This is a genomic window from Roseivivax sp. CAU 1761, from assembly GCF_054482755.1.
Genome location: NZ_JBTLRM010000016.1, coordinates 34,437 through 58,233 on the forward strand (window position 1 = coordinate 34,437; position 23,797 = coordinate 58,233).

The following is a 23,797-nucleotide window of genomic DNA, read 5'->3' on the forward strand; positions in this document are numbered from 1 at the left end:
CCGTGACGAGCCCCCCGCGATGCCCGATTTCCTGACCGTCCGGGAGCTCGCGGATCTGTTGCGGATCAAGGAGCGCAAGGTCTACGACCTCGCCTCCTCCGGCGCCGTGCCCTGTTCCAAGGTCACCGGCAAATTGCTGTTTCCCGAACGCGAGATCCGCGCCTGGATCGCCCGCGGCGCGCTGAACGGCGCGGTGGCGCCGGCCGCCGACCGGCCGCCGGTCTTCCTCGGCAGCCACGACCCGCTGCTCGACTGGGCGCTGCGCCAGGCCCAGGCCGGGCTCGCCACGCTGTTCGACGGCTCGCAGGACGGGCTCACCCGCTTCGTGGCCGGCGAGGGCGTGGCCACCGGGCTGCACCTCTATGGCGGCGAGGCCGGCTGGAACGTCGCGGCGGTGGAGGCCGAGGCGGCGGGCACCGGCGCGGTGCTCCTGGGCTTTGCCCGGCGCTGGCGCGGGCTCGTGGTGCGGCCGGGATCGGGCATTGCCGGGCTCGACAACCTGCCGGGCCGGCGGATGGTGCCGCGGCAGGCCGGGTCGGGCACCGAATCGGTCTTCGACCACCTGTTGGCGGAGGCCGGGCTGCGCCGCGCCGCGCTCACCCTGACCGAGGCCGCGCGCAACGAATCCGACGCCGTGCTGGCGGTCCAGCAGGGCGCCGCCGACGCCACCTTCGGGCTGCAGGCGCTGGCCGAGGCGCACGGCCTCGATTTCCGCCCGCTGATCGAGGAGCGCTTCGACATCCTCGTCGACCGCAAGGCCTGGTTCGACCCTGCCCTGCAACGCTTCGCCGCCTTCCTGGCCAGCGCCGCCTTCCGCGACCAGGCGGCGCGGATGCCAGGCTACGACGTGGCCGAGGCCGGCCGGGTGCGCTGGAACGGCTGAGCCGCCCCGGCCGGCGAGCGCCGCGGGACCGGCGCCCGCCCCCGGTCAGACCGAGAGATAGGCGTCGCGCACCTCGGGCTGGGCCTCGAGCTCGGCCAGGGTGCCGGCGAACTTGGCCTCGCCATGCTCGATGATCACCACGCGGTCGGCCACGGCGCGGGCGAAGTGCAGGTTCTGCTCGGAGAGCAGCACCGTCAGCCCCTCGGCCTTCAGCCGCAGGATCGCCTTGGCCATCTGTTCGACGATCACCGGGGCGATGCCCTCGGAGGGCTCGTCGAGCAGCACCAGGCTGGGATTGCCCATCAGCGTCCGGGCGATGGTCAGCATCTGCTGCTCACCCCCCGACAGCGCCTTGCCGCGGTTGCCGGCGCGTTCGCGCAGGTTCGGGAAAAGCTCGAACAGCGCCTCCTCGCTCCACGCCACGGAGCCGTTGCGCGCCGGCTGGCGGCCGACCTCGAGATTCTCCATCACCGTGAGCTGGGTGAAGATGCGGCGCTCCTCGGGCACGTAGCCGAGCCCCGCCTTGGCCACCCGGTGGGACGGCCAGCCGGTGATGTCGCGGCCGTCGAAGCGCACCGTGCCGCGGCGCGGCGGCACCATCTGCATGATCGACTTCATCGTCGTGGTCTTGCCGGCGCCGTTGCGGCCCAGCAGCGCCACCACCTGGCCGCGGCCGACCTCGAAGCTGAGCCCGTTCAGCACCTGCGCCTTGCCGTAGAAGGTCTCGACGTTCCGGACCTCAAGCATGGGCCGTCTCCTGCGCCATCAGCGTGCCGCCGCCGAGATAGACCTCCTGGACCTGCGGATTGGCGCGGATCGCCGCAGCGTCGCCCTCGGCGATCAGCTGCCCGCGATTCAGCACCATGATGCGGTGCGAATGGGCGAAGACCACATCCATGTCATGCTCCGTGAACAGCACCGAGACGCCGCGCTCGGCGACGATGTCGGCGGTCAGACGCATCAGCGCCACGCGCTCGCGCGGCGCCATGCCGGCGGTGGGCTCGTCCATCAGCAGCAGCTTCGGCTCGTGCGCCAGCGCCACCGCCAGTTCCAGCCGCTTCAGGTCGCCATAGGCCAGCACCGCGCAGTGCCGCTCGGCCTGGTCGGCCATGCCGACCGTGTCGAGCAGCGCCAGCGCCTCGGCGCGGTATTGCCGCGCCGCGTGCGACAGGAACGAATAGATCCGGTGGTGATGCGACAGCAGCGCCATCTGCACGTTCTCGATCACCGTCATCGAGGCATAGGTGGCGGTGATCTGGAAGGTGCGCCCGACGCCGCGCCGCCAGACCCGGCGCGGCGCCATGCCGGTGATGTCCTCGCCGTCGAGCGTCACCTGCCCCGAGCTCGGCTTCAGCTGGCCCATCAGCATGTTGAAGCAGGTGGACTTGCCGGCGCCGTTGGGCCCGATCAGCGCCAGCAATTCGCCGCGGTGCAGCTCGAAGCTGACATCGTCCACGGCGCGGATGGCGCCGAAGTTTCGCGACAGGTGGGAGACCTGCAGGATGGCGTTCATCGCGGATCCTCCGCCGTCTTCACGATGCCCAGTTTCTCGCCCAGCTTGCGCAGGCCGCCGACGATGCCCTCGGGCGCCAGGATCACCACCAGGATGATCGTCAGGCCGAGCAGCAGGCGCCAGTATTCGAAGCGGGTCAGCACGTCCTCGAGCCCCTTGAACACCGCGCCGCCGACCCAGCCGCCCGACAGCGTCTTCACGCCGCCGAGGAACACCACGATCAGCGCGTCGAAGCTGCGGGCGATCTCCATCTCATTGGGAAAGACCGATCCCTTGGAGAACACGAAGAGCCCGCCCGCAACGCCCGCCATCATGCCGGCGAAGGCGAAGGCCACCCATTGCACGCGCTTGGTGTGGATGCCGGTGGCCTCGGCCTGCCGGGCGCTGTCGCGCGCCGCGCGCAGCGCGTAGCCGAAGGGCGAGTGGATCACCTGGCGGATCACCAGGATGCCGCCCACCGCCAGCACCAGCGCGAGGTAGAAGAACACGTCGTTGTCGTCGGCCCATTTCGACGGCCAGATGCCCACCAGCCCGTCATCGCCGCCGGTCACGCTGCCCCATTGGTAGACGAGGCTCCACAGAAGCTGCGCGAAGGCCAGGGTCAGCATGGCGAAATAGACCCCGGTGGAGCGCAGGCAGACCCAGCCGATCACCACCGCGGCGAGGCCGGCGCCCAGCGGCGCAAGGATCAGCGCCAGTTCCATCGGGGTGCCGGCATAGGTCACGAAGAGCGCCGCGGCATAGGCGCCGCCGCCGAAAAACGCGGCATGGCCGAAGGAGACCAGCCCGCCCTGCCCCAGCAGGAAGTGCAGCGAGGCCGCGAACAGGCAGAAGATCAGGATGTCGGTGACCAGCACGACCGCGAAATTGTCGCCCCAGAGCGGCACCGTGGCCAGCGCCGCGATCAGCAGCGTCACGATCAGTCGCACCGGCGTGCCGGCGGGCTTGACCGGGCGCTCGGGCTCGCCGACCTGGCCCAGCTCGCCCGCCACCTCCTCGCGGCCGAGCAGGCCGAAGGGGCGCACGATCAGCACCGCGACCATCACCACGTACATCAGCACCAGGGTGGATTGCGGCATGTAGGACACGCCGAAGACCTTGAGCACCGAGATCAGCACCGCCGCCAGCAGCGCCCCGGGCAGCGAGCCCATGCCGCCGATCACCACCACGACGAAGACCTCGGCCAGGATGGTGAAGTCCATCAGCAGATCCGCGCCGCCCTTGGGCAGCTGCAGCGCGCCGCCGAGGCCCGCCAGCGCGCAGCCGAGGAAGAAGGTGCCGGTGAAGAGCCAGGACTGGTTGACGCCGAGCGCGCCGACCATCTCGCGGTCCTGTGTGGCGGCGCGGACCAGCACGCCGACCCGGGTGCGGGCGATCAGGTACCACAGCGCCAGCGCCACGAAGGGGGTGATCGCGATCAACGCCAGATCGTAGAGCGGCACCGGCTCGTCCATGATCCGCACGATGCCCTTCAGCCCCGGCGCTCTGGGCCCCAGAAGGTCGGTCGGCCCCCAGACCATCAGCGCCAGGTCCTGCACCACGAGGATGACCCCGAAGGTCGCGACCAGCTGGAACAGTTCCGGCGCCGAATAGACCGGCCGCAGCACCACCATCTCGACGAAGGCGCCGATCAGGCCGACGGCGATGCCGGCCAGCAGGATGGCGCCCCAGAAGCCCACCGCCCCGGGCAGCACCTGCATCAGCGTGTAGCCGATATAGGCGCCCAGCATGTAGAAGGAGCCATGCGCGAAATTCACGATCCGGGTGACGCCGAAGATCAGCGACAGCCCGGAGGCGACCATGAACAAGGCGGCGGCGTCGGCCAGTCCGGTGAGGAGCTGGGCGAGGATGAGGCCCATGAAGGTCTCCGTCGATATGGGGAAATGAGGGGCGCGCGGTCAGGCCGGGCGGTTCCGGCGGGCCCCCTGGCGGCCGGGCCGGGGGCGCCGGCCGGGCCTGCGGGGGACGAAGGGCCCGGCCCGGCGGACGGAACGGGCCGAATCCCGCGCCGCCCGGGGCCGCGGCCCGCGGCTCATTCGGCCGGGCGCAGCTCCTTCACCTTGTCGTCGTCCGGCAGGTAATCGGCGCCGTCCTTGTATTCCCAGTCCACCATGACGCCGGCGCCGTCCTGCAGCGCGGTCTTGCCGACCCAGGCGCCGAGCGTCGACTGGTTGTCGATCTCGCGGTAGGTGATCGGCCCGGCCGGGGTCTCGACCTCGAGCCCCTCGAAGGCCTGGCGGATGGCGTCGCTCTCGGTCGAGCCGGCCTTTTCCAGCGCCGCGGCGATGGAGAGCGCGGTGGCGTAGCCCACCAGCGAGCCGATCTTCGGCGTCTCGCCCCATTTCTCCTGGTAGGCGGTCACGAACTCGGCGTTGGCGTCGCCCTCGAAATCGTACCAGGGATAGCCGGTGACGGTCCAACCCTCGGGCGCCTCCTCGCCCAGCGGCTCCATGTATTCCGGCTCGCCCGAGAGCAGGCCATAGACCTCGCGGCCCTGGAACAGGCCGCGGGTGTTGCCCTCGCGGACGAACTTGGCGAGGTCGGGGCCGAAGGTGACGTTGTAGATGGCATCGGGCTTGGCGCGCTCGATGGCCTGCACCTCGGCGCCGGCATCGATGCCGAACAGCGCCGGCCATTGCTCGGCGACGAACTCGACCTCGGGCTTGAGCTCGGTCAGCACCTCCTTGAAGGCGGCGACGGCGTCCTTGCCGTAGGCGTAGTTGGGCGCGATCGTGGCATAGGTGGTGGCATCGGTCTCGGCCGCCGCCTCGGCCAGCATCGCCGCCTGCATGTAGGTCGAGGCGCGCAGCCGGAAGGTCCAGGGGTTGCCCTGGGACCAGGTCACCGCATCGGCCAGCGGCTCGGCGGCGAGATAGACCCATTCCTTCTGGTCGGCGAGCGAGGCGATGGCCAGGCCCACATTGGACAGGATCGAGCCGGTGATCATCACCGTGCCCTCGCGGGTCATCAGCTCCTCGGCGATCTTGATCGCCTCGCCGGGTTCGCCCTGGTCGTCGCGGTAGACGAATTCCAGCGGCCGGCCCATCACCCCGCCCTCGGCGTTGATCTCCTCCAGCGCCATGTCGATGCCCTTCTTGTAGGGCTCGGCGAAGGCGGCCATGCGCTTGTAATGGTTGATCTCGCCGACCTTGATCGGCTCGCCCTCCTGCGCCAGGGCCGGCAGGCCCGCGGCGGCGGCGACACTCAACCCGGCCAGTCCGGCGAGAAACGTCTTGCGATGCATGTGGTGGTCCTCTCTGTCGGGATGCCCGATCTTCTTTGCGTATCGGGACGGTATTGTATGTTTTGCCAAGTGTCAGTCGTGATGCACGTAAACCGGCCGCTCCGGCTCGCCGAGATCCTCGGTGGCCTCGGCCTCGACCAGTTCGCGGATGCGCTTGCGGTAGACGTTGGGGCCCTTGTCGATGGCGATGCGGATCGGCTTGCGCTTCTGCGGGCGCTGCTCCTCCTCGTGGATCGCCTCCAGCACCTCCTTGTCCTCGGAGAAGGCGACGCGGAACATCGCGTCCATCTGCGCGGAGGCGGCCTCGTCGCCCTGGGCGGTGTTGCGCAGGTGCATCCAGTGGTCGATCGTGTAGCCCTCGTCGACCGGGGTGACGAAGTGCAGCGCGAAGATCCGCACGCCGCGCTGGCGCTCCTCCTCGGGCAGGGCGAGCGCGGTGTCGGCGGAGCCGAAATCGATCACCGCGGTCGAGGGCAGGTGCAGGTAGTAGTAGTGCCAGCGGTCGACATTGCCGGTGAAGCCGCCGAACTTCTTGAAGAAGCCGATCGGCTCGGAGTCGCGGATCCAGCGCCAGGCGACGATGGCCTCGCCGCTGGTCCGGACATGGACCGGCACGTTCTCGGAGGCGGCATTGCCGAGCGTCGTGGGGTGCACGAAGCTGACATGCGCCGGGTCGACGAGGTTCTCGGCCACGTTGAGGTAGTTCGCCCGGATGTGCAGCCCGTCGCCGTGATGCGCGTGCCAGTCCGGGTCGGACATCTCGGGCAGGTCGAAGATCGTGTCGGGATCGGCAAGGGCGGGGTCGCCCATCCAGATCCAGACGATGCCGTGGCGCTCCTCGACCGGATAGGCGTCGACATAGGCCGAGGCCGGCAGGTTGGCCTGGCCCGGCACGCGCACACATTTGCCGTCCGCGCCGAAGGTCATGCCGTGATAGCCGCACTGGATGGTGTCGCCGATGCGCCGCCCCTTGGACAGCGGCAGGAGCCGGTGCGGGCAGCGGTCCTCGAGCGCCGCGAGGCGGCCGTCGGAGGCGCGGAACAGCACCAGGTTCTGGGCGCAGATGCGGATCGGGGCCAGTTCGTCGGCGAAGTCGCGGGACCAGCCGGCGACGTACCAGGCATTGCGGACGAAGGGCATCGGGAACCTCCCTCTACTTCGGTCGGCGGCGCCGGGCGGGGCCCGTGGCGTGCCCCCATCAGGCCGCAGGATACTGTTAGCTGTCAAACAATTTCTTGAGCCTGTCCGGGAAACCGGCCAGGGTCCGGGCAGCTTGCCACCGGGGCGGGCAGACAGTAAGCCGGAGGCCATTGGCGCGCCCGGTCCAGGCCCGCATCCAGAACGGATTTCGCGATGCAAGACATTGAACAGGATGGCGCCGCGCCGGTCTACCGGCTGGAGCAGCAGATCGGCTTCAAGCTGCGGATCGCCAACCAGAAACACCTCGAGATCTTCTCGCGCCGGATGCCCGAGGTGACGCCGACGCAGTTCGCGGTGCTGGCCAAGCTGCGCGACGAGGGCACGATCAGCCAGAACCAGCTCGGCCGGCTGGTGGGGATGGATGCCGCCACCACCAAGGGCGTGGTGGACCGGCTCAGGGGCAAGGGCTTCGTGCAGAGCGCGCCGTCCCGGACCGACATGCGGCGGCTCGAGATCTCGCTCACCGAGGCCGGCACGGCCTTCACCGACGAGGCGGTGGAGATCGCCGAGCGAATCACCGCCGAGACGCTGTCGCGGCTGACCCGGCGCGAGGCGGAGCGCCTGGTGAAACTGCTCGACAAGCTCTGAGGCGCCCGGCCGCGCGCCGCCCCGCTCGGGGGCGCGCCGCCCTGCTCGGTCGCGCGCCGCCCCGCCCGGTCACGCGCCGTCCTGCCCGGTCACGTGCCGTCCCGCTCGGTCGCGCGCCGTCCCGCCCGGTCACGCGTCGTCACGCTCATCACGCGCCGTCCCGCTCGGGGGCATGATCCGGCGGCCCCGGTCGGGGCCGCGGACGTCTCTGGCGCCGCGATCCTTGCGGATCGGGGCGCGGCGGGCGCCGCTGGCCGGCGACGCGCTCTGCCCGGCGCCGGGGCGCGGCGCCGCGGTCAGCCCGGCGCGGGGCGGTCCGGGCCGGTCTCTGGGCCGGTCTGCGGGACAGTCTGCGGGTCGGTCTCGGGACCGGCCCCGGGACCGGGCGGCGGCACCGGGGCGAGGTCGCGGCCGCCCGGCCCGGCCGCGCTCAGCCACCAGTCGCGCGGCGGCGCCATGCGGGCGCGCAGCCGCACCAGGTGCCAGAGGCTGCGCTCCGGCCGGTGCGCCGGGTCGAGCCGCAGCCGCGTCTCGACCCCCGGCGCGCCGCCCTCCCCCGGGGTCAGGATCAGCCCCAGCGGCCGCTGTCCGGTCTCCGCCGCGCCGGCCTCGGCGGCGAGGTGCAGCCGCCGCACCGGGGTCAGGCCCGGCGGGCCGGCGAGATCGGCCACCACCACCGGCGCCGCGCCCGCGCGCAGCGCCTCCTCCATCGCCCAGAGCAGGTCCTCGCCCCGGCGGGCGGTGACGAAGAGCAGCGCGCCCGGGGGCAGCAGCGCCGCCACCCCGTCGGGGTTGAGCGGATCGGCGCCCCATTCGGGCGCGATCCAGAGCACCGGCCCGCCCGCCGCGGCGGCCCGCGCCGCCAGGTGCAGGGCCAGGGTGCGCCGGGCCGCGCCGCAGATCTCGTGCAGCCGGGCCGTGGGCAGGGCCAGGCCGGGCCAGATCTCGAGCGCCGGGAGCGGCGTGTGGGGCTTGCGGGCGAGCGGCGGGTGCAGCATGCGGCCAGAATAAATCGTTCGCATTTTGTTCTCAAGCCCTTCGCGCCGCCCGCCGCTTCCCGCCCCGGCCATGTCCCGACCCCCGACCCGGCCCGCCCCTTCCCCGGACCGGGACCGCGGGTCGCCTTGCCCCGCCCCGCCGGGCACGGCATGCTCGCCGCCGACGCCACGATCCCGGGAGCCTTCATGCGCCGCCTTGTCCGACTGCCCGTGCTGGCCGCCCTGCTGGCCGCCGCCCTGGCCGCGCCGCTGCCGGCCCTGGCCGGGCAGATCACCGTCTTCGCCGCGGCCAGCCTCGGCGACGCGCTGCGCGAGGCGGCGGAAAGCTGGCAGGCCGAGACCGGGCACCGGGCGGTGATCTCGCCGGCCGGCTCCTCGGCGCTGGCGCGCCAGATCGCCCAAGGCGCGCCGGCCGACCTGTTCCTGTCGGCCAACGCGGACTGGATGGACTGGCTGGCCGAGCGCGACCTGATCCGCCCGGAAACGCGCCGCATCCTGATGCGCAACGCCCTGGTGCTGGTGGCGCCGGCGGCGGCCGAGGCCACCGAGGCGGCGCCCGCGGAGCTCGGCCCCGGGACCGACCTGTCGGCCTGGCTGCCCGCCGACGGCCGGCTCGCCATGGCGCTCGTCGAGGCGGTGCCGGCGGGGATCTACGGCCGCCAAGCCTTGGAAGCGCTGGGGCTGTGGGACGGCGTCGCGGCCCGGGTGGCGCAGACCGACAATGTCCGCGCCGCCCTGCGCCTGGTGGCCCTGGGCGAGGCGGCGCTCGGCGTGGTCTACGCCACCGATGCCGCGGCCGAGCCGCGGGTCCGGGTGGTGGCCGGCATCCCGGCGCGGAGCCACGACCCCATCGTCTATCCCGGCGCGGTGACGCGGGACGCGGCGGCGCCGGAGCTCGCGGCGGCGTTCCTCGACTGGCTCGCCGGCGCCCCCGGCCAGGCGCTGCTCGCCCGCCACGGCTTCCGGCCGGCCGATGGCTGAGGCAGGGGCCGCACCATGATCTCCCTCGGACCGGAAGCCTGGCAGGCGGTGGCGCTGTCGCTGCGCGTCTCCACCCTGGCGACGCTGGCCAGCCTGCCCTTGGGCATCGCCGTGGCGCTGCTGCTGGCGCGCGGGCGGTTCCGCGGCCGGGCGCTGCTGAACGGGCTGGTGCACCTGCCGCTGATCCTGCCGCCGGTGGTCACCGGCTACCTGCTGCTGCTGACCTTTGGCCGGCAGGGCCCGCTGGGGGCGCTGCTCTACGACTGGTTCGGCGTCACCCTGGCCTTCCGCTGGACCGGCGCCGCGCTGGCCGCCGCGATCATGGCCTTTCCGCTGATGGTGCGCGCCATAAGGCTCGCCATCGAGGCGGTGGATCCCCGGCTCGAGGCCGCGGCGGCGACGCTCGGCGCCTCGCGGCTGCAGGTCTTCGCCACCGTCACCCTGCCGCTGGTGGCGCCCGGCATCGTCGCCGGGGCGGTGCTGGCCTTCGCCAAGGCGATGGGCGAGTTCGGCGCCACCATCACCTTCGTCTCCAACATCCCCGGCCAGACCCGCACCGTGCCCTCGGCGATCTACGCCTTTCTGCAGGTGCCCGGCGGCGAGGCCGCGGCGCTGGCGCTGGTCGGCATTTCGGTGGCGATCGCCATGACCGCGCTGGGGCTGTCGGAATGGATGGCGCGGCGGGTCGCGGCGCGGGTGCGCGGAGCATGAGCCTCGCGGTCCGGATGCGCCACCGGATGGGCGCCTTCGCGCTCGACGTGGACATCACCGCGCCGGACGGGGTGACGGTGCTGTTCGGCCGCTCGGGCTCGGGCAAGACCTCGGTGGTGAGCGCGGTGGCGGGGCTCCTGCGCCCCGAGGCCGGGCGCATCCGGCTGGGCGACCGGGTGCTCTACGACTCGGCGCGCGGGCTCGACGTGCCGGTGCATCGCCGCCGCGTCGGCTATGTGTTCCAGGAGGCGCGGCTGTTCCCGCATCTCAGCGTGCGCGACAATCTCGGCTATGCCGCCCGGGTCGCCCGGCGCCCGGCCGCCGGGCTCGGGCGGATCGCCGAGCTGCTGGGCATCGGGCCGCTGCTGGAGCGCCGCCCCGGCGCGCTCTCGGGCGGCGAGGCGCAGCGCGTGGCGATCGGCCGGGCGCTGCTGGCCGAGCCCGAGATCCTGCTGATGGACGAGCCGCTGGCCGCCCTCGACGCCGCCCGCAAGGCCGAGATCCTGCCCTATCTCGAGCGCCTGCGCGCCGAGACCGGGGTGCCGATCCTCTACGTCTCGCACAACCTCGCCGAGGTGGCGCGGCTGGCCACCCATGTGGTGGTGATGGAGGCCGGGCGGGTGCGCCGCGCCGGCCCCGCCGAGGACGTGCTGTCGGATCCGGAGCTGGTGCGCATCCTCGGCCTGCGCGAGGCCGGCGCGGTGCTGCGCGCCCGCGTCCTGCGCCACGCCCCGGACGGCGTCAGCGAGCTCGAGTTTTCCGGCGGCCGGCTTTGCCTGCCCACCGTCGACGCCGCGCCGGGCACCGAGATCCGGGTCCGCATCCTCGCCCAGGACGTGACCCTGGCGCTGGAGCGGCCGCGGGCGATCTCGGCCCTCAACGTGCTGCCGGTGGAGGTCGTGGCGCTGCGCGAGGGCGCCGGCCCCGGCGCCACGGTGCAGCTGCGCTCCGGGCAGGACGTGCTGCTGGCGCGGGTCACAAGGCGCTCGGCCGCGGCGCTCGGCCTGGCGCCGGGCACGGCCTGCTTCGCGATCCTGAAATCGGTCGCCGTGGCGCAGGCCGATATCGGCATCGGCCTGTCGGGCTGAGACGCGCGGGCCGGGGCGCAGGGCGCTGACCGGATGTGGTGCGGCGGTCGTTTGGAAGCCTGGCCAGGAGGGCCGGTCAGGAAGCCGGCGCCCGCACCGGCATCCGCGCCGGCGGCTTCGTCCGGCCTATCGGGCCTGCGCCACCCCCGTCCGCCCAAGGCGCCTCGCGCGGAATCAAGGCCGAAGGCCGCCGCGCATCGCCGGGCCGCCCCCCGGCCCGGCGATCTGGTGGGGCCGGGCGCTCAGCTTCGAGCGTCTTCGGACGTGGCCGGGATAAACCAAGGGATTCCGCAGTCGGGATCGCCGCGTCGCGGCCCGGTGCTGCGCGGCTCCGTTCTGCAACTCCCAAGGCAGGACCCGCCCGTGCGGCCGCCCTGCCTGATACGCAACGGGCGAAGCGCCCGACCCCCGGGGCGTCCACGAACGTTCAGGACACCAGCCGGCCCCAGAGGTCGTATTCGCCAGCCTCATCGACCTCCACGGTGACGATCTCGCCGGGTCTGAGCCCCTCGTGGCCTGCGTCGATGAAGAGGTTGCCGTCGATCTCCGGCGCGTCGGCGCGGGTGCGGCAGGTCGCGGCATCCGCCTCGACCTCGTCGACGATGACCTCCAGCCGCTGGCCGACCTTGGCGGCGAGCTTGGCCTCCGAGATCGCCTGCGCCTTCTCCATGAAGCGCTCCCAGCGCTCCTGCTTGACCTCTTCGGGGACGTGGTCGGGCAGCGCGTTGGAGCGCGCCCCGGCAACGTTCTCGTACTTGAAGCAGCCGACCCGGTCGAGCCGCGCCTCGTCCATCCAATCGAGCAGGGTCTGGAACTCGGCCTCGGTCTCGCCCGGGTAGCCCACGATGAAGGTCGAGCGCAGGGTGATGTCGGGCCGCACCGCGCGCCAGGCGGCGATCTCGTCCAGCGTGCGCTCGGCGGCGGCGGGCCGCGCCATGCGGCGCAGCGTGTCGGGATGGGCGTGCTGGAACGGGATGTCGAGATAGGGCAGGATGCCGGGCCCGGCCTCGGCCATCAGCGGCACCAGCTCGCGGACATGCGGATAGGGATAGATGTAATGCATCCGCACCCAGGCGCCGAGCTGACCCAGCTCGCGCGCCAGATCGAGGATCGGCGCCTTGGACGGCCGCTCGGCCCAGTCGGTGCCGTAGGCCGAGGTGTCCTGGCTGATCACCAGAAGCTCGCGCACCCCGGCCTCGACCAGCTTCTCGGCCTCGCGCAACACCGCCTTCATGGGGCGCGATTGCAGCCGGCCGCGCATGTCGGGAATGATGCAGAACTTGCACTTGTGGTTACAGCCCTCGGCGATCTTGAGGTAGCTGTAATGCCGCGGCGTCAGGCTGACGCCGGAGGCCGGCAGCAGGTCGACGAAGGGATCGGGGCTGGGCGGCACCGCGCGGTGCACCGCGTCGAGCACGCTTTCGTATTGATGCGGGCCAGTCACCGCCAGCACCGTCGGATGGGCGCCGGTGATGTAGTCGGGCTCGGCGCCGAGGCAGCCGGTGACGATCACCCGCCCGTTCTCGTTCAGCGCCTCGCCGATCGCCTCGAGGCTCTCGGCCTTGGCGCTGTCGAGAAAGCCGCAGGTGTTGACGATCACCGCATCGGCGCCGCCGTAATCGGGCGAGATGGCGTAGCCCTCGGCGCGCAGCCGGGTGAGGATGCGCTCGCTGTCGACCAGCGCCTTGGGGCAGCCGAGCGAGACCATGCCGATCTTGGGCTGGCCGGGGCGCGCCTCGTCGGTGAGGCGGGCGCGGGGCGCCAGGTCGGGGCGCAGGTCGGGGGGATTGGTGCTCATGGGCGGGATCTATCCGGTCGCGGGCAAGGGGGGAAGGATCGGGGCGCGGTCAGGCGCGGGTGTCTTACGGCGCGGTCAGGCGCGGATGTGTCAGGGCGCGGTCAGGCGCGCCATGTAGAAGCCGTCGAGGCCGCCGGCCTCGGGCCAATAATCGGGCCGGGTGCGCAGCCCGCCCTCGGGGCTCTGCCAGGCCTCCGGAACGCCCTCCGGCAGAACGGGGGTGACCGTGAGGCCGGGATGGCGCGCCAGCGCCGCGGCGATCTGCGCCTCGCCCTCCTCGGGCAGCAGCGAGCAGGTGCAATAGACCAGCGCGCCGCCGGGGACGAGCAGCCCGAGCGCCCGGTCGATCAGCGCCGCCTGCAGCTCCACCAGCCCCTTCAGCCCCGCCGCCTCCTTGACCAGCGGCAGGTCGGGATGACGGCGGATCGTGCCGGTGGCCGAGCACGGCGCGTCGAGCAGCACCGCGTCGAACGGCCCGCCCTGCCAGTGCAGCGCGTCGGCGGCCACCACCTCGGCGGCGAGCCCAGTGCGGGCGAGGTTCTCCTCCAGCCGCCGCAGGCGCGGCGCCGAGAGGTCGAGCGCGGTGACCCTTGCGCCCGCGGCGGCGAGCTGCAGCGTCTTGCCGCCCGGCGCGGCGCAGAGGTCGAGCACGCGCCGGCCGGCCACGTCGCCCAGCATCCGCGCCGGCAGCGCCGCGGCGGCGTCCTGCACCCAGAACGCGCCCTCGCCGTAGCCCGGCAGCGCCGAGACCTGCCCGGCGGCGTCGCGCCGCACCGACCCGGTCGGCAGGAGCGTGCCGCCCGTGGCCTCGGCCAGCGCCGCGGCGTCGCCCTTCGCGGAAAGGTCCAGCGGCGCGCCGGCCAGGTGCGCCGCCTCCATCGCCCGCGTCGCCGCCTCGCCCCAGGCGCCGGCGATGCGCCCGCGCAGCCAGTTCGGCAGGCGCGGCACCGGGGCGGCCGCCCAGGCGGCGGGCGCGTCCTCCGCCACCCGGCGCAGCACCGCGTTCACGAGCCCGCGGAAGGACGCGGTCTTGCGGCCCTCCGAGGCGAGGTCGACCGCCGCCTTGACCACGCCATGCGCGGCCCCGCCCTGCGCCAGCTCCACCGTGGCGAGGCGCAGCAGCCGCCGCACCGCGGCGGGGGGCGATTTCTTCAGATGCGGCGCCAGCAGCGCATCGGCGCGCTCGCCCCCCCGCAGCGTGGCGAGCGCCAGCCGCTGCGCCGCGGCGCGCGTCTCCGGCGGCAGCGCGGCGAAGGCCGGGTCGGCCAGAACCTCGCTCAGCAGCCGCTTCTCCGCCGCCACCTGCGTCAGCAGGTCGAGCGCCGCGCGCCGTGCCGTGACCGGCCGTCCCCGCATCATGGTGATCCCCGAAAAACCGCCGCGCCCTTGGTTCCGCGCGGCGGCGGGCGTATATCAGCGCGAGACCCCGGAGGAAACCCATGTCCGACGCCACGACCCGCCCCGATCTCCCCCCCGCCGCGCAGCGCGCGCTGGCCGAAGCCGAGGCACGCCGCCGCGCCGAGGAACAGGCGCTGGCCGCCGAGCCGCGCCCGGTCGAGCTGGGCGGGCGCAAGGGCCCGGAGCCGGTGCGCTACGGCGATTGGGAGAAGAAGGGCCTGGCGATCGATTTCTGAGCCCGCCCGGGCCGCGCCCTAGCGGAGCGTGAAGGCCGCCGATTCGCCGGCGCCGCGGTCCGAGATGAAGCGCAGCCGGTTGCCGTCGCGGGTCACCGCCTGGCAATTGTAGCCCAGATCGTCGCCGCCCCAGTTGAGGTCGCGGCAGAAGAAGCCGTCCTGCCAGTCCCAACGCCCGGTCACGTCCCAGCCGGCGCCGTTGCCGCGGATCGCCCCGTCGGGGGTGACGGTCAGCGCCACCAGCGGCCGCGACAGGGTGCGCCCCGAGACCAGGCCGAGAAAGGTCTCGCGGTCGGTGATGCGCTCGGCCGCCGCCGGCAGGGCGTTCAGAAGGGCCAGGCCGAGGGCCGGCGCGAAGATGGTCGGAAGGCGGAACATGCGACTCTCCGGGGTTGCGATGCTGCCTCCAGATACGTAGCGCGGCGCGTGCCCGGTTCAGCGGGTCACGCAAAGGTGAGCCGGCCCGCGCGGCGGTTCAGGTCCGAGCCGCTGCCCGGCCATCCAACGTTTGAGCGGCATATTCCCATCCCGGCCGCTGGGCAGGATGCTTTCCAGCCCGCCATCCCCCGACCCGGTCCCGACGCCGCGCGAGGGGCTGGGATCAGGCGTTATGCACGCCATACGCTGGACGGCGCCCGACCCCAGAGCCCAAGCCGCGCAGCGCCGGGCCGCGGCGCGGCGATCCACCGGGGGGCTACAGCGCTTTATCCCGGCCACATCCGGACGACCTCCGAGCGTTGCGCCCGGCCCATCCAGATCGCCGGGCCCGGGGGCGGCCCGGCGATGCGCGGCGGTCTGCGGCCTCGATTCCGCGCGGGAGCCCCGTTCGAACCCGTGCCGGGCCGGACGCCCAGCTTGGCCCGGCTTGCATGGCCCCTTGCGATTTGCGCAAGATGACACTGCGCCGGCGGGTCAATCTCCCCGCGGCGCACTATCCGAGACGCCCACCACCCGCACCAAGCGCGCAGCCGCGCAGCGTCGGGCCGCGGCGTGGCGATCCACCGGGGGGCTACAGCGCTTTATCCCGGCCTTGTCCGCACGACTTCCGAGCAAAGCACCCGGCCCACCCAGATCGCCGGGCCCGGGGGCGGCCCGGCGATGCGCGGGGGCCTTCGGCCTCTATTCCGCGCCAGGGCCACGCGCGACGGCTCCACCCGACCCGGGATCCCCATGCGTCAGTCGCGCGGCAGCCCCAGCACGTCGAGCATGTCGTATTGCCCGGGCGACCGGTCCTGGCCCCAGAGCGCCGCCTTCAGCGCGCCGCGGGCGAAGATCGCCCGGTCGGTGGCGACGTGGCGCAGCACGATGCGTTCGCCCGCCCCGGCGAAGAGCACGTCGTGCTCGCCGACGATGTCGCCGCCGCGGATCGCGGAGAAGCCGATATGGCCCCGCGCGCGCGCGCCGGTAAGGCCGTCGCGGCCGCGATCGGCATGGCCGTCCAGCGCCACGCCGCGGCCCTCGGCGGCGGCCTCGCCCAGCATCAGCGCGGTGCCCGAGGGCGCATCGACCTTGCGGTTGTGATGCGCCTCGATCACCTCGATATCCCAGTCGGCGTCGAGCGCCCGCGCCACCTGGCGGGTGATCTGGGTCAGCAGGTTGACCCCGAGGCTCATATTGCCGGCGCGGATCTGCACCGTTCCGGCGCCGGCCTCGGCCAGCCGGGCGATCTGGCCGTCGTCGAAACCGGTGGTGCCGATGACGTGCACGGCGCCGGCCCGCGCCGCCTCGGCGGCCAGCGCCAGCGTCGCCTCGGGCGCGGTGAAGTCGATCACCGCCCGGGCGTCGCCAAGCGCCGCCGCGGCATCGTCGGCCACCGTCACGCCGAGATCGGCGCCGCCGCGCAGGGCGCCCAGATCGCGGCCGATCCAGTCGTGGCCCGGCCGTTCCAGCGCCGCCGCCAGGCGCAGGCGGTCCGAGGCCAGCACCTCCTGCACCAGCATCTGTCCCATGCGGCCCGACACGCCCGCGATCGCCACGCCGATCCTGTCCTCGCCCATCTTGCGCTCCTTGTGATCCCTGCCGCCCCTTACCGCGCGTCGGAACGCTTGGCAAAGCCCCGGGGCTCGCCTAGATGGGAGCCATGGCGAAACCCCGACATACCGAAGGCCCCAGCCAGCGCCAGCTCCGCGTCGGCGAGCTGATCAGACGGACCCTGTCCGACGTGCTGATGCGCGGCGACATCCACGACCCGGACCTCAACCGGCTGTCGATCACCGTGGGCGAGGTGCGGGTCTCTCCCGACCTCAAGGTGGCGACCGCCTTCGTGCAGCCGCTGGGCGGCGAGGGCCAGGCCGACGCGATCAAGCTGCTGGCGCGCAACGCGAGCGAGATCCGCCGCGCCGTTTCCAAGGGCCTGACGCTGAAATTCGCGCCCGAGCTGCGCTTCCGGCTCGACGACACCTTCGACCGGCTGGACGAGACCCGGCGCCTGTTCAGCCAGGATGCCGTGCGCCGCGACCTGGACGATTGAGGGCGATGCGGCTTCTATCCTATGCCGCGGCGCTCACGGTGGCCGCCCTGTTCGGACCGACCCCGGCCGCCGCGGTGAGCTGCGCCCCGATGGAGCATGACGGCAGCCGCTACACGATCTGCCGGGTCGACATGGCCGAGGACGACCTGCGGCTGTTCCTGAACGATGCCGAGGGCGCGCCCTACGGACAGTTCACCACCCTCGACGCCACGCTCCGGCGCAGCGGCGAGCGGCTGGTCTTCGCGATGAATGCCGGCATGTATCACGACGACCGCGCGCCGGTCGGGCTCTACATCGAGGAGGGCGCGGAGGCGATGCGCGCCATCGCCCGCCCCGGACCGGGCAATTTCGGCCTGCTGCCGAACGGCATCTTTTGCTTCGGCGACGGCGCGGCACGGGTGATCGAGACCCGGCGCTACATCGCGGAAGCCCCGTCCTGCCGCTTCGCCACCCAGTCCGGCCCGATGCTGGTGATCGACGGCAAGCTGCATCCGCGGTTCCTCGAGGACAGCGATTCGCGCTACATCCGCAACGGCGTCGGCACCAGCGATGACGGGAGCGAGGCGGTCTTCGCGATCTCCGAAAGTCCGGTGACCTTCCACCAGTTCGGCCGGCTGTTCCGCGACGGGCTCGGCCTCGACCAGGCGCTGTTTCTCGACGGCAACATCTCCCGCCTCTACGCGCCGGGCTACGGCCGTGCCGATCTCGGCCGCCAGCTCGGCCCGATCGTCGGCGTGGTGGCGCCGGAAGGATGAGCGGCGGCGCCGCATCCCGCGCGGCCCCGCATCGGGTCGCGGTCAAGATCTGCGGCCTCACCCGGCCCGAGGACGTGGCCGCCGCAGCGGAGGCGGGGGCGGCCTATGCCGGGCTCGTCTTCTTCCCGAAATCGCCCCGCGCCCTCGACATCGAGACCGCCCGCACGCTGGCGCTCGGCGCGCCGCCGGGGCTGGCCAAGGTGGCGCTGCTGGTCGATCCCGACGACGCCCTGCTCGACGCGGTGGTGGCGCGGGTGCCGGTCGACATGCTGCAGCTGCATGGCGGCGAGAGCCCCGAACGGGTGGCGGAACTGCGTACCCGGCACGGCCTGCCGGTGATGAAGGCGGTGGGCATCCGCGAGGCCGAGGACTTGGCGGCGCTCGACGCGCATGCACGGGTGGCCGACCAGATCCTCGTCGATGCCAAGCCGCCGCGCGGCGCCGAGCTGCCGGGCGGCAACGGGCTGGCCTTCGACTGGCGGCTCCTGGCCGGGCGGCGCTGGCCGGTGCCCTGGATGCTGGCCGGCGGCCTCCATGCCGGCAACGTGGCGCGCGCCGTGGCGATGACCGGGGCGCGGCAGGTCGACGTCTCCTCGGGCGTGGAAGCGGCGCCCGGCCGCAAGGATGCCGACCGGATCCGCGCCTTCGTGGCGGCGGCGCAGGCCGCGCCCGCGCCCAAGCTCTAGGCGGCTTGTCCGGCCCGCCGGGGCGCTAGAGCCAGGCGTCGCGGCCGGTGCCGACCGCCGCGGCGACGTTCTCGAAGCCGTCGCGCTCGAGCAGCGCGTCGAGCCCCCGGGCGATCCCGGCGGCGAGTCCCAGGCCCTCGTAGACCAGCGCGGAATAGAGCTGCACCGCGCTCGCGCCGGCGCGGATCTTGGCATAGGCCTGCTCGGCGCTGCCGATGCCGCCGACCCCGATCAGCGGCACTTGGCCGTCGGTGAGCCGCGACAACTGCGCCAGCACCCGGGTCGAACGCTCGAAGAGCGGCTGTCCCGACAGCCCGCCGGCCTCGCCGGCATGGCGCGAGGTCAGGCCGTCGCGGGCCAGCGTGGTGTTGGTGGCGATGATGCCGTCGAGGCCCGCGGCCAGCGCCACCTCGGCGACATCGGCCAGGCCGTCCGCGTCGAGGTCGGGGGCGATCTTGAGGAAGACCGGCACCCGCCGCATCAGCCCGTCGCGCACCTCGAGCACGCCGCCCAGAAGCGCCGCCAGCGCGTCGCGGCCCTGCAGGTCGCGCAGCCGCTCGGTGTTGGGCGAACTCACGTTGACCGTGGCGAAATCGACATGCGGACCGCAAATCCGCAGCACCGTCGCGAAATCCGCCGCGCGGTCGGCGCTGTCCTTGTTGGCGCCGAGATTGAGCCCCACCGGCACCGCGCCGGGATTGTCGTCGAGCCGCCGGGCGATGGCCTCGGCGCCCTGGTTGTTGAAGCCGAAGCGGTTGATCACCGCCCGGTCCTCGCGCAGCCGGAACAGCCGCGGCCGGGGATTGCCGGGCTGCGGCCGGGGCGTCGCGGCGCCGACCTCGAGAAAGCCGAAACCCGCCTGGGCCAGCGGCGCCAGCGCCTCGGCGTTCTTGTCGAAGCCGGCGGCCAGCCCCACCGGGTTGGCCAGCACCATGCCGGCCAGCTCGCAGCGCAGCCGCGCCGAGGAGACCGGCCCGGGTCCCGGCACCAGCCCGGCGCGCAGCGCCCGCAGCGCCAGCCCGTGCGCCGCCTCGGGATCGATCCGGTGCAGCAGCGCCAGGCCCAGCCGTTCCAGCCTCATGCCAAGAGCCCGTCGAAATCGTGCCGCCCGTCGCGGAGCGGCAGCGCCCGGGCCCAGAGCACGTCCTCGGCGCGCAGGACGCGGTAGAGATGGGGAAACAGCGCCCCGCCCCGCGACGGTTCCCAGCGCAGCGCCGGGCCCAGCGCCTCGGCCTCGCAGGCCAGCAGCCAGAGCCCGTCGGCGCCGGCGAAGTGCTTTGCCGCGGTCTCCCGGGCCTGCTCGGCGGTGGAGAAGTGGATGTAGCCGTCGGCCAGATCGACCGGCGCCCCGGCGCTCTCGCCCGCGGCCCGGAAGGCGTCGTATTCGGCGGCCCGGAAGATCTTGTAGATGCGTGTCATGGTCCGCTCTTGCCCCCGCCCGGCGCGGCGGTCAAGCGCCTGACGCTGCGGCAGCAACCTGCGGCTTTGACAGGGTGCGGGTGCCGCGCCACCATCCGCCCTGCACGACCTATCCGACAGAGAGGGATCCGATGTCCATTCGTCTGACGACCGGCGCCGCGGCGCTGGCGCTATTGGCGGGGGGTGTGCAGGCCGAATATGCGCTGACCATCCTGCACACCAACGACTTCCACGCCCGGTTCGAGCCGATCTCGAAATTCGATTCGACCTGCGCGGCGGAGGACAACGAGGCCGGCGAATGCTTCGGCGGCAGCGCCCGCCTGGTCACCGGGATCGAGGAGGCCCGCGGGCGCAACGACAACGTGCTCCTGGTCGATGGCGGCGACCAGTTCCAGGGCACGCTGTTCTACACCCATTACAAGGGCAAGCTCGCCGCCGAGATGATGAACAAGCTCGGCTACGACGCGATGACCGTGGGCAACCACGAATTCGACGACGGCCCGGAAGTGCTGCGCGCCTTCATCGACGCCGTCGACTTCCCGATCCTGATGTCGAATGCCGACATCTCGGGCGAGGAGCTGCTGAAGGACGCGATCCAGAAATCCGTGGTGATCGAGAAGGCGGGCGAGAAGATCGGCCTGATCGGCCTGACCCCGCAGGACACCGACGAGCTGGCGAGCCCGGGGCCGAACGTCGTCTTCGGCGACCCGGTGGAGGCGGTGCAGGCCGAGGTCGATCGGCTGACCGAAGAGGGCGTCAACAAGATCGTCGTGTTGTCGCATTCCGGCTACGGCGTCGACAAGCGCGTCGCCGAGGAGACCACCGGCGTCGACGTCATCGTCGGCGGCCATTCCAACACGCTCCTGGGCGACATGGAGGGCGCCGAGGGCCCCTACCCGACCATGGTGGGCGAGACCGCCATCGTGCAGGCCTATGCCTACGGAAAGTTCCTGGGCGAGCTGACCGTGACCTTCGACGATGACGGCAAGCTGGTCTCGGCCGAGGGCGCGCCGCTGATCATGGATGCCGCGGTGACCGAGGACGAGGCTACGGTGGCGCGGATCAGCGAGGCGGCGCAGCCGCTCGAGGAGATCCGCCAGAAGGTCGTCGCCGAGGCGGCCGAGAAGATCGAGGGCGACCGCTCCGTCTGCCGGGCGATGGAATGCCCGATGGGCGTGCTGGTGGCCGAGGCGATGCTCGACCGGGTCGAGGGCCAGGGCATCGACGTGGCGCTGACCAATGCCGGCGGCCTGCGCGCCTCGATCGACGCCGGCGAGATCACCATGGGCGAGGTGCTGACGGTGCTGCCGTTCCAGAACACGCTCTCGACCTTCAGGGTCTCGGGCGCGGTGCTGAAGGAGGCGCTGGAGAACGGCGTGAGCCAGGTCGAGGAGGGCGCCGGACGCTTCCCGCAGGTCGCCGGCATGGTCTTCAAGGTCGACCTGTCCCAGCCCGCGGGCAGCCGCGTCTCCGACGTCGAGATCGGATCGAGCCCGCTCGAACCCGACCAGATGTACGGCGTGGTGTCGAACAATTACGTGCGCAACGGCGGCGACGGCTATGCCATGTTCGTCGATGCCGAGGACGCCTATGATTACGGCCCCGACCTGGCCGACGTGACGGCCGAGTACCTGGCCGAGATGAGCCCCTACGCCGCCTATACCGACGGCCGCATCACCGTCGAGAACGGCGCCGAGACCCCGGCCTCCGAGGCCGAGGCCGCCGCAGGCGGCGCCACGTCAGAGGCCGCCGAAGGCGGCACCACGGCAGAGCCCGCCGAAGGCGGCGCGGAGGCCGGGGCCGGCGAGGGCGAAGCGGATCCCGAGGCCGGCGCAGGCGACGGCACGGCCGAGGGCGCCGCGGGCGAGACCAAGGCCGCGGAGTGACCGCGCGCCGCGGGGCGCGAGGGCGCCCCGCGGTTTTGCCAATCCTGCCGGCGCGTGGCAGTGTCGCGCCGGCAGGCACGGGAGCGCGGGATGGTCACGGTTCAGGAACAATACGAGGCCTTCCCCTATCCCGAACGCGACCCCGAGGACGAACGTCGGCGGCTGATCACCGGCTCGCCCTCGCACCCGGCGGAGATGGATCACGCGCTCTGGGGCGGACGGCGCGACTGGTCGCGGCCCCTGCGCGTGCTGGTGGCCGGCGGCGGCACCGGCGACGCGCTGATCCAGCTCGCCCAGGTCATGGCCTGGGCCGGCCGCCCCTGCGAGATCACCTATATCGACCTCTCGCGCGCCTCCCGCGCCATCGCCGAGACGCGCGCCGCCATCCGCGGCCTCAGCGGCATCGACTTCCGCACCGGGTCGCTGCTCGACGCCGCCGATCTGGGCCGCTTCGACTACATCGATTGCTGCGGCGTGCTGCACCACCTGCCCGACCCGGCGGCGGGCTTCGCGGCCCTGCGCGCCGCCCTCGCCCCGGGCGGCGGCATGGGCATGATGGTCTACGCGCCGCTCGGCCGGAGCGGCGTCTACCCCCTGCAGGAGGCCTTCGGCGCGCTCTTCGCCGATCTGCCCCCGGCGCGCCGGCTGGCCGCCGCGCGCAGCCTGCTCGCCGGGCTGCCCGAGGGCCACCCGTTCCGGCGCAATCCGAACCTCGTCGATCACGCGGCCTCCGATGCCGGGTTCTACGACCTGCTGCTGCACGGCCAGGACCGCGCCTTCTCGGTCGGTGAGCTCTTCGAGATCTGGCAGGCCACCGGCTGGCGGCTCGCCGCCTTCGCGACGCCGGGCCTCTACGACCTCGCGCGCTACGGCGCCGAGGGCGCGGGTCTGCCAGCCGAGCGGCGCATGGCGCTGGCCGAGCAGCTGAACGGCACGATCAAGACCCACATCGCCTATCTCGTGGCCGACGGGACCGAGCCCGCGCCGGCCACCGGGCGCGACCGGGCGCAGGTGCCGCATCTGCGCGGCGCCGATCCCAAGGCGCTGGCCCGGGCGGTGGCGGCGGGCCGCGCGCTGCCGCTGAGCGCCGGCGGGCTGCGCCGCGAGATCCGCCTGCCCCGGGCCGCGGCGCCGCTGATCGCCGGCGCCACCGGGCGCGCCAGCCTCGCCGAGATCGCCGCCGCGGCGGGCTGCGACCCGCTCGGCTTCGGAGCGCTCTGGGCGCAGGTCGAGGAGGCCTTCGCGCCCTGGGGCATGCTGGTCTATTCCGGCCTCCTGCGGGGGGCGCGCTGATGTGCGGCCGCTTCGCCGTCACGCTGCCGCCCGAGGCCATGGCGCAGCTCTTCCAGGCGGTGCCCGCCAACGACCTGCCGCCGGTGCCGAACCGCGACGTGCGCCCGACCACCCGCATCCACGCGGTGCGCCGCGACGAGGCCGGCACGCGGCGGCTCGAGGGCCTGCGCTGGGGCTTCCTGCCGCATTGGTACAAGACCCCGAAGGACGGCCCGCTGCTGATCAACGCGCGGGCCGAGACGGTGGCCGAGAAGCCGGCCTTCCGCGCCGCCGCGCGGGCGCGGCGCTGCCTGATCCCGGCCTCGGGCTTCTACGAATGGCACACCGCGCCGGACCGCAGCAAGACGCCCTGGTACATCACCCGCGCCGACGGCGAGGCGCTGGTCATGGCCGGTCTCTGGCAGGTCTGGGAGCGCGGCGAGGAGCGTCTGACGACCTGCGCCATCGTCACCTGCACCGCCGAGGGGCGGATGGCCGAGCTGCACCACCGCATGCCGGTGGTGCTCGATCCCGGCGACTGGCCGCTCTGGCTGGGCGAAAGCGGCCACGGCGCGGCGACGCTGATGCGGCCGATGCCCGAGGGCGCGCTGGCCTTCGAGCAGAGGGGCCCGCAGCCTGCCTGAGTGCGGCATCCGCACCGCTCCGCCACA

General features: G+C 73.1%; 24 protein-coding genes. 12 read left to right on the plus strand and 12 right to left on the minus strand.

The genetic code is table 11. The features are described 5' to 3' along the window. Positions 1 to 19 precede the first annotated feature (19 nt). Positions 20 to 883 (plus strand): substrate-binding domain-containing protein, encoded by an 864-nt coding sequence (locus ACXYMW_RS11405; protein ID WP_459035445.1) that lies wholly within the window; start codon positions 20 to 22, stop codon positions 881 to 883. A 45-nt stretch (positions 884 to 928) separates the two neighbouring features. On the opposite strand, the gene ACXYMW_RS11410 is transcribed toward ACXYMW_RS11405, so the two are convergent. From ACXYMW_RS11410 to ACXYMW_RS11430, 5 genes are all read right to left on the minus strand, one after another. Next, entirely contained in the window at positions 929 to 1,630 is a 702-nt protein-coding gene (locus ACXYMW_RS11410; protein WP_459035446.1) for an ABC transporter ATP-binding protein, read from the minus strand. Next, complete coding sequence (locus tag ACXYMW_RS11415; RefSeq protein ID WP_459035447.1) at positions 1,623 to 2,396, minus strand: ABC transporter ATP-binding protein; 774 nt, start codon at positions 2,394 to 2,396, stop codon at positions 1,623 to 1,625. Before ACXYMW_RS11415 ends, ACXYMW_RS11410 begins: the two co-directional genes overlap by 8 nt. Beyond that, entirely contained in the window at positions 2,393 to 4,255 is a 1,863-nt protein-coding gene (locus tag ACXYMW_RS11420; RefSeq protein ID WP_459035448.1) for an ABC transporter permease, read from the minus strand. Before ACXYMW_RS11420 ends, ACXYMW_RS11415 begins: the two co-directional genes overlap by 4 nt. 173 nt (positions 4,256 to 4,428) lie before the next feature. Continuing rightward, a complete protein-coding gene (locus ACXYMW_RS11425; protein WP_459035449.1) occupies positions 4,429 to 5,640 on the minus strand; it encodes an ABC transporter substrate-binding protein in 1,212 nt (403 codons plus the stop codon). 72 nt (positions 5,641 to 5,712) lie between these two features. Next, positions 5,713 to 6,780, minus strand: coding sequence for an aromatic ring-hydroxylating dioxygenase subunit alpha (locus ACXYMW_RS11430; protein ID WP_459035450.1), 1,068 nt, complete (start codon positions 6,778 to 6,780; stop codon positions 5,713 to 5,715). 213 nt (positions 6,781 to 6,993) lie between these two features. On the opposite strand from ACXYMW_RS11430, the gene ACXYMW_RS11435 reads away from it, so the two are divergent. Continuing rightward, positions 6,994 to 7,428 carry a MarR family winged helix-turn-helix transcriptional regulator gene (locus tag ACXYMW_RS11435; protein ID WP_459035451.1) on the plus strand — a complete coding sequence of 145 codons (435 nt, stop codon included), beginning with the start codon at positions 6,994 to 6,996 and terminating at the stop codon, positions 7,426 to 7,428. Positions 7,429 to 7,724: 296 nt separating this feature from the next. Here ACXYMW_RS11435 and ACXYMW_RS11440 read toward each other — a convergent pair whose 3' ends face one another. Continuing rightward, a complete protein-coding gene (locus ACXYMW_RS11440) occupies positions 7,725 to 8,426 on the minus strand; it encodes an ImuA family protein (protein WP_459035452.1) in 702 nt (233 codons plus the stop codon). 150 nt (positions 8,427 to 8,576) lie between these two features. On the opposite strand from ACXYMW_RS11440, the gene modA reads away from it, so the two are divergent. The 3 genes from modA to modC are packed head-to-tail and all read left to right on the plus strand — an operon-like array spanning position 8,577 to position 11,206. Further along, the gene (gene modA / locus ACXYMW_RS11445; RefSeq protein WP_459035453.1) at positions 8,577 to 9,407 is read left to right on the plus strand and encodes a molybdate ABC transporter substrate-binding protein; all 831 of its coding nucleotides are present in this window, start codon (positions 8,577 to 8,579) and stop codon (positions 9,405 to 9,407) included. Positions 9,408 to 9,422: 15 nt separating this feature from the next. After that, entirely contained in the window at positions 9,423 to 10,118 is a 696-nt protein-coding gene (gene modB, locus ACXYMW_RS11450; RefSeq protein WP_459035454.1) for a molybdate ABC transporter permease subunit, read from the plus strand. After that, positions 10,115 to 11,206: a molybdenum ABC transporter ATP-binding protein gene (gene modC / locus ACXYMW_RS11455; protein WP_459035455.1), complete on the plus strand. Its 1,092-nt coding sequence runs from the start codon at positions 10,115 to 10,117 to the stop codon at positions 11,204 to 11,206. The genes modB and modC overlap by 4 nt, the downstream gene beginning before the upstream one ends. A gap of 427 nt (positions 11,207 to 11,633) precedes the next feature. On the opposite strand, the gene rimO is transcribed toward modC, so the two are convergent. Next, positions 11,634 to 13,004: a 30S ribosomal protein S12 methylthiotransferase RimO gene (gene rimO, locus ACXYMW_RS11460; protein WP_459035456.1), complete on the minus strand. Its 1,371-nt coding sequence runs from the start codon at positions 13,002 to 13,004 to the stop codon at positions 11,634 to 11,636. 90 nt (positions 13,005 to 13,094) lie between these two features. Continuing rightward, positions 13,095 to 14,360: an RsmB/NOP family class I SAM-dependent RNA methyltransferase gene (locus tag ACXYMW_RS11465; protein WP_459035457.1), complete on the minus strand. Its 1,266-nt coding sequence runs from the start codon at positions 14,358 to 14,360 to the stop codon at positions 13,095 to 13,097. Between the two features lie 83 nt (positions 14,361 to 14,443). Here ACXYMW_RS11465 and ACXYMW_RS11470 point away from each other — a divergent pair, with 83 nt between their 5' ends. Further along, positions 14,444 to 14,638, plus strand: coding sequence for a DUF1674 domain-containing protein (locus ACXYMW_RS11470; RefSeq protein ID WP_459035458.1), 195 nt, complete (start codon positions 14,444 to 14,446; stop codon positions 14,636 to 14,638). 18 nt (positions 14,639 to 14,656) lie between these two features. Here ACXYMW_RS11470 and ACXYMW_RS11475 read toward each other — a convergent pair whose 3' ends face one another. Continuing rightward, positions 14,657 to 15,016 (minus strand): dihydrodipicolinate reductase, encoded by a 360-nt coding sequence (locus ACXYMW_RS11475; RefSeq protein ID WP_459035459.1) that lies wholly within the window; start codon positions 15,014 to 15,016, stop codon positions 14,657 to 14,659. A 797-nt stretch (positions 15,017 to 15,813) separates the two neighbouring features. After that, a complete protein-coding gene (dapB, locus tag ACXYMW_RS11480; protein ID WP_459035460.1) occupies positions 15,814 to 16,635 on the minus strand; it encodes a 4-hydroxy-tetrahydrodipicolinate reductase in 822 nt (273 codons plus the stop codon). Positions 16,636 to 16,718: 83 nt separating this feature from the next. Between dapB and rbfA the strand changes: the two genes are divergently transcribed. Genes rbfA through ACXYMW_RS11495 form a run of 3 tightly spaced genes read left to right on the plus strand, consistent with a single transcriptional unit; the run spans position 16,719 to position 18,549 of the window. Beyond that, complete coding sequence (rbfA, locus tag ACXYMW_RS11485; RefSeq protein WP_459035461.1) at positions 16,719 to 17,108, plus strand: 30S ribosome-binding factor RbfA; 390 nt, start codon at positions 16,719 to 16,721, stop codon at positions 17,106 to 17,108. Between the two features lie 5 nt (positions 17,109 to 17,113). Continuing rightward, positions 17,114 to 17,863, plus strand: a complete 750-nt coding sequence (locus ACXYMW_RS11490; protein ID WP_459035462.1) for a phosphodiester glycosidase family protein — start codon at positions 17,114 to 17,116, stop codon at positions 17,861 to 17,863. After that, complete coding sequence (locus tag ACXYMW_RS11495) at positions 17,860 to 18,549, plus strand: phosphoribosylanthranilate isomerase (protein WP_459035463.1); 690 nt, start codon at positions 17,860 to 17,862, stop codon at positions 18,547 to 18,549. Before ACXYMW_RS11490 ends, ACXYMW_RS11495 begins: the two co-directional genes overlap by 4 nt. A gap of 25 nt (positions 18,550 to 18,574) precedes the next feature. Here the strand turns inward: ACXYMW_RS11495 and ACXYMW_RS11500 are convergent, their stop codons facing one another. Further along, positions 18,575 to 19,630, minus strand: a complete 1,056-nt coding sequence (locus tag ACXYMW_RS11500) for a quinone-dependent dihydroorotate dehydrogenase (RefSeq protein WP_459035464.1) — start codon at positions 19,628 to 19,630, stop codon at positions 18,575 to 18,577. Further along, positions 19,627 to 19,968 carry a DUF952 domain-containing protein gene (locus ACXYMW_RS11505; RefSeq protein WP_459035465.1) on the minus strand — a complete coding sequence of 114 codons (342 nt, stop codon included), beginning with the start codon at positions 19,966 to 19,968 and terminating at the stop codon, positions 19,627 to 19,629. The genes ACXYMW_RS11500 and ACXYMW_RS11505 overlap by 4 nt, the downstream gene beginning before the upstream one ends. 131 nt (positions 19,969 to 20,099) lie before the next feature. Here ACXYMW_RS11505 and ACXYMW_RS11510 point away from each other — a divergent pair, with 131 nt between their 5' ends. The 3 genes from ACXYMW_RS11510 (at position 20,100) to ACXYMW_RS11520 (ending at position 23,770) form a co-directional block, all read left to right on the plus strand. Further along, positions 20,100 to 21,854, plus strand: a complete 1,755-nt coding sequence (locus ACXYMW_RS11510) for a bifunctional metallophosphatase/5'-nucleotidase (protein ID WP_459035466.1) — start codon at positions 20,100 to 20,102, stop codon at positions 21,852 to 21,854. A gap of 90 nt (positions 21,855 to 21,944) precedes the next feature. After that, a complete protein-coding gene (locus ACXYMW_RS11515; protein WP_459035467.1) occupies positions 21,945 to 23,147 on the plus strand; it encodes a class I SAM-dependent methyltransferase in 1,203 nt (400 codons plus the stop codon). Next, a complete protein-coding gene (locus ACXYMW_RS11520) occupies positions 23,147 to 23,770 on the plus strand; it encodes an SOS response-associated peptidase (protein WP_459035468.1) in 624 nt (207 codons plus the stop codon). Before ACXYMW_RS11515 ends, ACXYMW_RS11520 begins: the two co-directional genes overlap by 1 nt. The last annotated feature ends 27 nt before the right edge of the window (positions 23,771 to 23,797 follow it).

Coding starts and splice junctions, on each gene's coding strand:
- dapB (WP_459035460.1), bottom strand. CDS start 16,635: ATGGGCGAGGACAGGATCGGCGTGGCGATCGCGGGCGTGTCGGGCCGC.
- ACXYMW_RS11440 (WP_459035452.1), bottom strand. CDS start 8,426: ATGCTGCACCCGCCGCTCGCCCGCAAGCCCCACACGCCGCTCCCGGCG.
- ACXYMW_RS11515 (WP_459035467.1), top strand. CDS start 21,945: ATGGTCACGGTTCAGGAACAATACGAGGCCTTCCCCTATCCCGAACGC.
- ACXYMW_RS11420 (WP_459035448.1), bottom strand. CDS start 4,255: ATGGGCCTCATCCTCGCCCAGCTCCTCACCGGACTGGCCGACGCCGCC.
- ACXYMW_RS11495 (WP_459035463.1), top strand. CDS start 17,860: ATGAGCGGCGGCGCCGCATCCCGCGCGGCCCCGCATCGGGTCGCGGTC.
- ACXYMW_RS11500 (WP_459035464.1), bottom strand. CDS start 19,630: ATGAGGCTGGAACGGCTGGGCCTGGCGCTGCTGCACCGGATCGATCCC.
- ACXYMW_RS11475 (WP_459035459.1), bottom strand. CDS start 15,016: ATGTTCCGCCTTCCGACCATCTTCGCGCCGGCCCTCGGCCTGGCCCTT.
- ACXYMW_RS11410 (WP_459035446.1), bottom strand. CDS start 1,630: ATGCTTGAGGTCCGGAACGTCGAGACCTTCTACGGCAAGGCGCAGGTG.
- modA (WP_459035453.1), top strand. CDS start 8,577: ATGCTCGCCGCCGACGCCACGATCCCGGGAGCCTTCATGCGCCGCCTT.
- rimO (WP_459035456.1), bottom strand. CDS start 13,004: ATGAGCACCAATCCCCCCGACCTGCGCCCCGACCTGGCGCCCCGCGCC.
- ACXYMW_RS11520 (WP_459035468.1), top strand. CDS start 23,147: ATGTGCGGCCGCTTCGCCGTCACGCTGCCGCCCGAGGCCATGGCGCAG.
- rbfA (WP_459035461.1), top strand. CDS start 16,719: ATGGCGAAACCCCGACATACCGAAGGCCCCAGCCAGCGCCAGCTCCGC.
- ACXYMW_RS11430 (WP_459035450.1), bottom strand. CDS start 6,780: ATGCCCTTCGTCCGCAATGCCTGGTACGTCGCCGGCTGGTCCCGCGAC.
- ACXYMW_RS11505 (WP_459035465.1), bottom strand. CDS start 19,968: ATGACACGCATCTACAAGATCTTCCGGGCCGCCGAATACGACGCCTTC.
- ACXYMW_RS11465 (WP_459035457.1), bottom strand. CDS start 14,360: ATGCGGGGACGGCCGGTCACGGCACGGCGCGCGGCGCTCGACCTGCTG.
- ACXYMW_RS11415 (WP_459035447.1), bottom strand. CDS start 2,396: ATGAACGCCATCCTGCAGGTCTCCCACCTGTCGCGAAACTTCGGCGCC.
- ACXYMW_RS11425 (WP_459035449.1), bottom strand. CDS start 5,640: ATGCATCGCAAGACGTTTCTCGCCGGACTGGCCGGGTTGAGTGTCGCC.
- ACXYMW_RS11470 (WP_459035458.1), top strand. CDS start 14,444: ATGTCCGACGCCACGACCCGCCCCGATCTCCCCCCCGCCGCGCAGCGC.
- modB (WP_459035454.1), top strand. CDS start 9,423: ATGATCTCCCTCGGACCGGAAGCCTGGCAGGCGGTGGCGCTGTCGCTG.
- modC (WP_459035455.1), top strand. CDS start 10,115: ATGAGCCTCGCGGTCCGGATGCGCCACCGGATGGGCGCCTTCGCGCTC.
- ACXYMW_RS11510 (WP_459035466.1), top strand. CDS start 20,100: ATGTCCATTCGTCTGACGACCGGCGCCGCGGCGCTGGCGCTATTGGCG.
- ACXYMW_RS11490 (WP_459035462.1), top strand. CDS start 17,114: ATGCGGCTTCTATCCTATGCCGCGGCGCTCACGGTGGCCGCCCTGTTC.
- ACXYMW_RS11405 (WP_459035445.1), top strand. CDS start 20: ATGCCCGATTTCCTGACCGTCCGGGAGCTCGCGGATCTGTTGCGGATC.
- ACXYMW_RS11435 (WP_459035451.1), top strand. CDS start 6,994: ATGCAAGACATTGAACAGGATGGCGCCGCGCCGGTCTACCGGCTGGAG.